This window comes from uncultured Streptococcus sp. (assembly GCF_963516575.1).
In the GTDB taxonomy this organism is placed as follows: Bacteria; Bacillota; Bacilli; order Lactobacillales; family Streptococcaceae; genus Streptococcus.
In genome coordinates, this window is record NZ_CAUQCP010000070.1 from 1 (window position 1) to 5,093 (window position 5,093).

Annotated in this window: 4 protein-coding genes; 2 read left to right on the top strand and 2 right to left on the bottom strand. The window is 41.1% G+C overall.

What is annotated here, in order from left to right:
* Positions 1 to 77: 77 nt before the first annotated feature.
* Positions 78 to 818, bottom strand: coding sequence for an amino acid ABC transporter ATP-binding protein (locus RWM06_RS09220; protein ID WP_000189481.1), 741 nt, complete (start codon positions 816 to 818; stop codon positions 78 to 80).
* Positions 818 to 2,383, bottom strand: coding sequence for an ABC transporter substrate-binding protein/permease (locus tag RWM06_RS09225; protein WP_313970900.1), 1,566 nt, complete (start codon positions 2,381 to 2,383; stop codon positions 818 to 820). The genes RWM06_RS09220 and RWM06_RS09225 overlap by 1 nt, the downstream gene beginning before the upstream one ends.
* 138 nt (positions 2,384 to 2,521) lie before the next feature.
* On the opposite strand from RWM06_RS09225, the gene RWM06_RS09230 reads away from it, so the two are divergent.
* Positions 2,522 to 4,411: a DUF2207 domain-containing protein gene (locus tag RWM06_RS09230; RefSeq protein ID WP_313970901.1), complete on the top strand. Its 1,890-nt coding sequence runs from the start codon at positions 2,522 to 2,524 to the stop codon at positions 4,409 to 4,411.
* Between the two features lie 62 nt (positions 4,412 to 4,473).
* Positions 4,474 to 5,093: undecaprenyl-diphosphate phosphatase (locus tag RWM06_RS09235; protein WP_313970902.1), on the top strand; the 620-nt coding region annotated here is incomplete at its 3' end.

Sequence of the window (5,093 nt, forward strand, 5' to 3'; positions counted from 1 at the left end):
GCTGACGTGGTTTGAAGAGATTTTCGAAGAGTATGAGGACAGCAAAAAGACTGCACGGTTGATGCAGCCTTTTCTTTTTATTTGAGATAACGTTGAAGGAATTCTTTTGTTCGTTCTTCTTTAGGATTGGTGAAGAGGTCTTCTGGTTTGCCTTCTTCAGCAATCACACCTTTATCCATAAAGATAACACGGTGAGAGACATCGCGGGCAAATTCCATCTCGTGAGTCACTACAATCATAGTCAAGCCTTCTTGGGCTAGTTCTTGCATGATTTTGAGGACTTCTCCAACCATTTCTGGATCGAGAGCTGATGTTGGTTCATCAAAGAGAATAGCGTCAGGATTCATAGAGAGGGCACGAGCGATAGCCACACGTTGTTTTTGACCGCCTGAGAGTTGTTTTGGTTTAGCTTGCCAGTAGCGTTCCCCCATGCCGACCTTTTCCAGGTTTTCTTTGGCAATTTTTTCAGCTTCTGTGCGTTCACGTTTAAGGACTGTTGTCTGAGCGACAATTGTGTTTTCAAGCACGTTGAGATTTTCAAAGAGGTTAAAGGATTGGAAAACCATTCCCAACTTTTCACGGTATTGTGTGAGGTCATAGCCTTTTTCGAGGACGTTTTGTCCATGATAAAGGATTTGTCCATCAGTTGGTGTTTCAAGGAGATTAATGGAGCGTAGGAAGGTTGATTTTCCGCTTCCAGAGCTTCCGATGATAGAGATAACTTCACCCTTGTGGACAGTGAGTGAAATGTCTTTTAGCACTTCGTTTTGGCCATAGGATTTTTTGAGGTGTTTAATTTCAAGGATTGCTTGTGTCATTATTTCAAATCCTCCGTTTGCATTTGGTTAGCACCTGTAGTATAGGTATCCATGTCCATGCGGCGTTCGATGAAGCGTAGGATACGTGTTACGGTGAAGGTGAGGACAAAGTAAATCACGGCGATGATTGTAAATGTCTGGAAGTATTGATAGGTTTGAGTTGCCACGGTATTTCCTGAGAAATAAAGTTCGACAACAGAGATAACGTTCAATACAGATGTATCTTTGATATTGATGACAAACTCATTACCAGTTGCGGGTAGGATGTTGCGGACTACCTGAGGTAGGACAATCTTACGCATGGTTTGGTTATGAGTCATACCAAGAGCAGTCGCGGCTTCAAATTGTCCCTTGTCAACTGCTAGGATACCACCACGGACGATTTCGGTCATGTAGGCACCAGTGTTGATTGAAACGATGAAAATAGCAGCTAGTGTACGGTCAAGGTTGATACCGAAAGCTTGGGCAGTTCCATAGTAGATAACCATCGATTGAACAATCATAGGTGTACCACGGAAAATTTCAATGTAGACATTGAGGATCCAGCCGACTAGTTTTTGTAGGCCATAAATGGCTTTATTCTCAGATAGAGGAGCAGTACGGAAGACACCAATGGCAAGTCCAATAATGAGACCTGTGATGGTTCCGATGATAGAGATTAAAAGAGTGATACCAGCACCACGCAAGAGTTGTTGCCAGTTTTCAGAAAGAATTTTAGCGACTTGGCTAAAGAAACTACTGCTAGTCTCTTCAGTTGTTGTAGCTTCGGCAGGTTGTTCCTTGATCATACGATCCATCAAGGCAACTTGGTCGTCTTTTGAAATGGTCTCAATGCTGGCATTGATTTGGCTAATACGATTGTCATTTTTACGAAGCCCGATGGCAATAGCTGTATCTTCTTCTCCAGTTTTGAAACCTGGTTCTACTTGAACCATCTTAAACTTAGAGTTAGCAACTTCGGCAGTCAGTGCTTCAGGGCGCTCAGAAACATAGGCATCGATGACACCAGCCTCAAGTGCTTGGCGCATTTGAGCGAAGTCTCCCATGGCAGTTTCTTTTTTAGCACCTGGGATTTGTGTAATCAAGTCATAAAGGTAGACACCTTGTTGAGAAGTGATTTTCGCACCATTAAAGTCATCCAAAGATTTGGCATTTGCGTAGGCAGAATCTTTTTTGATAAGCAAAACTGGTTCGCTAGTGTAGTAACTGCTTGAAAAGGCAATTTCTTGTTTACGCTCGGCAGTAGGACTCATACCTGCGATAATCATGTCAATCTTACCAGAAGTAAGGGCAGGGACTAGACCTTCCCACTTTGTTTTAACAACCAAAGGTTCTTTGCCTAAGTCCTTAGCGATTTTCTTGGCGATTTGAACATCGTATCCATTGGCGTACTGGTTGGTTCCATCGATTTTGACAGCTCCATTGCTGTTATCATCCTGAGTCCAGTTAAAGGGGGCATATGCTGCTTCCATTCCGATGCGTAAATATTCATCGGCTTGAGCAACATTGACAAATCCTAGCATCAGCAAGAGACTTGTGAAAATAGATAAGTATATTTTTCTCATGATTTCTCCTATTTCTAATCTATTAAAAAATAACTGTCTCCTATTTTATCGAAAAAAACTCTATTTTTCAATATAGGTAAGCCCTTACTTATGAAAAAATGATATAATGATAGCAAAGATAAAAAGGGGGCTTAGTTGATGAAAAAAACTTTTTTCTTATTTGTTTTAGGCTTGTTTTTCCTTCTGCCATTCTCTGTTTTTGCCATTGATTTCAAGATAAACTCTTATCAAGGGGATTTGTATATTCATGCAGACAATACAGCAGAATTTAGACAGAAGATAGTTTACCAGTTTGAGGAGGACTTTAAGGGCCAAATCGTGGGACTTGGACGTGCTGGTAAGATGCCTAGCGGATTTGATATTGATTCCCATCCAAAGGTTCAGGTCGCGAAAAATGGTGCTGAACTGACAGATGTTACTAGCGAAGTGACAGAAGAAGCAAATGGTTATACTGTGAAAGTCTACAATTCAGGTCAGGGGGGCGACATAGTTGAAGTTGACCTCACATGGAATTTAAAAAATTTGCTTTTTCTATATGATGACATCGCTGAATTAAATTGGCAACCTTTAACAGATAGTTCAGGGGCTATTGGAAAGTTTGAATTTCATGTAAGGGGAGAGAAGGGGGCTGAAAAACTCTTTTTCCATACAGGCAAACTTTTTAGAGAGGGAAGGATTGAAAAGAGTAGCTTTGATTATACTATTCGTTTGGACAATCTTCCGGCTAAGCGTGGAGTTGAATTGCATGCCTACTGGCCTCGAAACGATTTTGCTAGCGCTAGGGATCAGGGCTTGAAAGGGAATCGTTTAGAAGAGTTTAATAAGATAGAAGACTCGATTTTTAAAGAAAAAGAGCAAAGTAAACAACTCCTTACTTGGGTCTTTCCTTCCATACTTTCTATCTCTCTGTTATTGAGTGTTTGCTTCTATTTCATCTATAGAAGAAAGACCACTCCTTCAGTCAAATATGCCAAAAATCATCGTCTCTATGAACCACCAATGGAATTAGAGCCTATGGTTTTATCAGAAGCTGTCTACTCGACCTCCTTGGAGGAAGTGAGTCCTCTAACAAAAGGAGCAGGTAAATTTACCTTTGACCAACTTATTCAAGCTACCTTGTTAGATGTGATAGACCGTGGGAATATCTCTATTATTTCAGAGGGAGACGCAGTTGGTTTGAGGTTGGTAAAAGAAGATGGTTTGTCAAGCTTTGAGAGAGACTGTCTAAATCTGGCTTTTTCAGGTAAAAAAGAAGAAACTCTTTCCAATTTGTTTGCGGATTACAAGGTATCTGACAGCCTTTATCGCGGAGCTAAAGCTGCTGATGAAAAGCGGATTCAATCAAGGGGGCGTCAGCTCAAATCTTCTTTTGAAGAAGTATTGAAAGAGATGCAAGAAGGAGTGAGAAATAGGGTTACCTTCTGGGGTCTCCCAGCTTACTATCGTCCTTTAACTGGTGGGGAAAAGGTCCTGCAAGTAGGCATGGGACTCTCTACAGTCCTGCCTCTATTTATTGGATTTGGTTTGTTCTTGTACAGTTTAGACGTTCATGGCTATCTTTACATCCCCTTGGCAATACTTGGTTTTCTAGGTTTGGTTTTGGCTGTTTTCTATTATTGGAAGCTTCGACTAGATAATCGTGATGGCGTCCTAAATGAAGCAGGGGCAGAAGTCTACTATCTCTGGACCAGTTTTGAAAATATGTTGCGTGAGATTGCACGATTGGATCAGGCTGAGCTGGAAAGTATTGTGGTCTGGAATCGCCTCTTGGTCTATGCGACCTTATTTGGCTATGCGGACAAGGTCAGTCATTTGATGAAGGTTCATCACATCCAAGTAGAAAATCCAGATATAAACCTCTATGTAGCTTATGGCTGGCATAGTATGTTTTATCATTCAAGCGCGCAAATGAGCCATTATGCTAGTGTCGCAAATACAGCAAGCACCTATTCCGTATCTTCTGGAAGTGGAAGTTCTGGCGGTGGCTTCTCTGGAGGCGGTGGCGGTGGCAGTATTGGAGCCTTTTAAAGAGAACTGCCATAGACTGAAAAAGTATGCTATAATGGAAGATAGAAAAAAAGGAGTAATCTATGTATCTTATTGAAATTTTAAAATCTATCTTCTTTGGTATTGTCGAAGGAATTACGGAATGGTTGCCGATTTCCAGTACAGGTCACTTGATTTTAGCAGAGGAATTTATCCAATACCAAAATCAAAACGAAGCCTTTATGTCCATGTTTAATGTCGTGATTCAGCTAGGTGCGATTTTGGCGGTTATGGTCATTTACTTTAATAAGCTCAATCCTTTCAAACCGACTAAGGACAAGCAGGAAGTTCGTAAGACTTGGAGACTATGGTTGAAGGTCTTGATTGCAACTTTGCCTTTACTTGGTGTCTTTAAATTTGATGATTGGTTTGATACCCACTTCCATAACATGGTTTCAGTTGCTCTTATGTTGATTATTTATGGGATTGCCTTTATCTATTTGGAAAAACGCAATAAAGCGCGTGCTATCGAGCCAAGTGTGACAGAGTTGGACAAGCTTCCTTATACGACAGCTTTCTATATCGGACTCTTCCAAGTTCTTGCCCTTTTACCAGGAACCAGTCGTTCTGGGGCAACGATTGTCGGTGGTTTATTGAATGGAACCAGTCGTTCTGTTGTGACAGAATTTACCTTCTATCTAGGGATTCCTGTTATGTTTGGAGC

Coding starts and splice junctions, on each gene's coding strand:
- RWM06_RS09220 (WP_000189481.1), bottom strand. CDS start 818: ATGACACAAGCAATCCTTGAAATTAAACACCTCAAAAAATCCTATGGC.
- RWM06_RS09225 (WP_313970900.1), bottom strand. CDS start 2,383: ATGAGAAAAATATACTTATCTATTTTCACAAGTCTCTTGCTGATGCTA.
- RWM06_RS09230 (WP_313970901.1), top strand. CDS start 2,522: ATGAAAAAAACTTTTTTCTTATTTGTTTTAGGCTTGTTTTTCCTTCTG.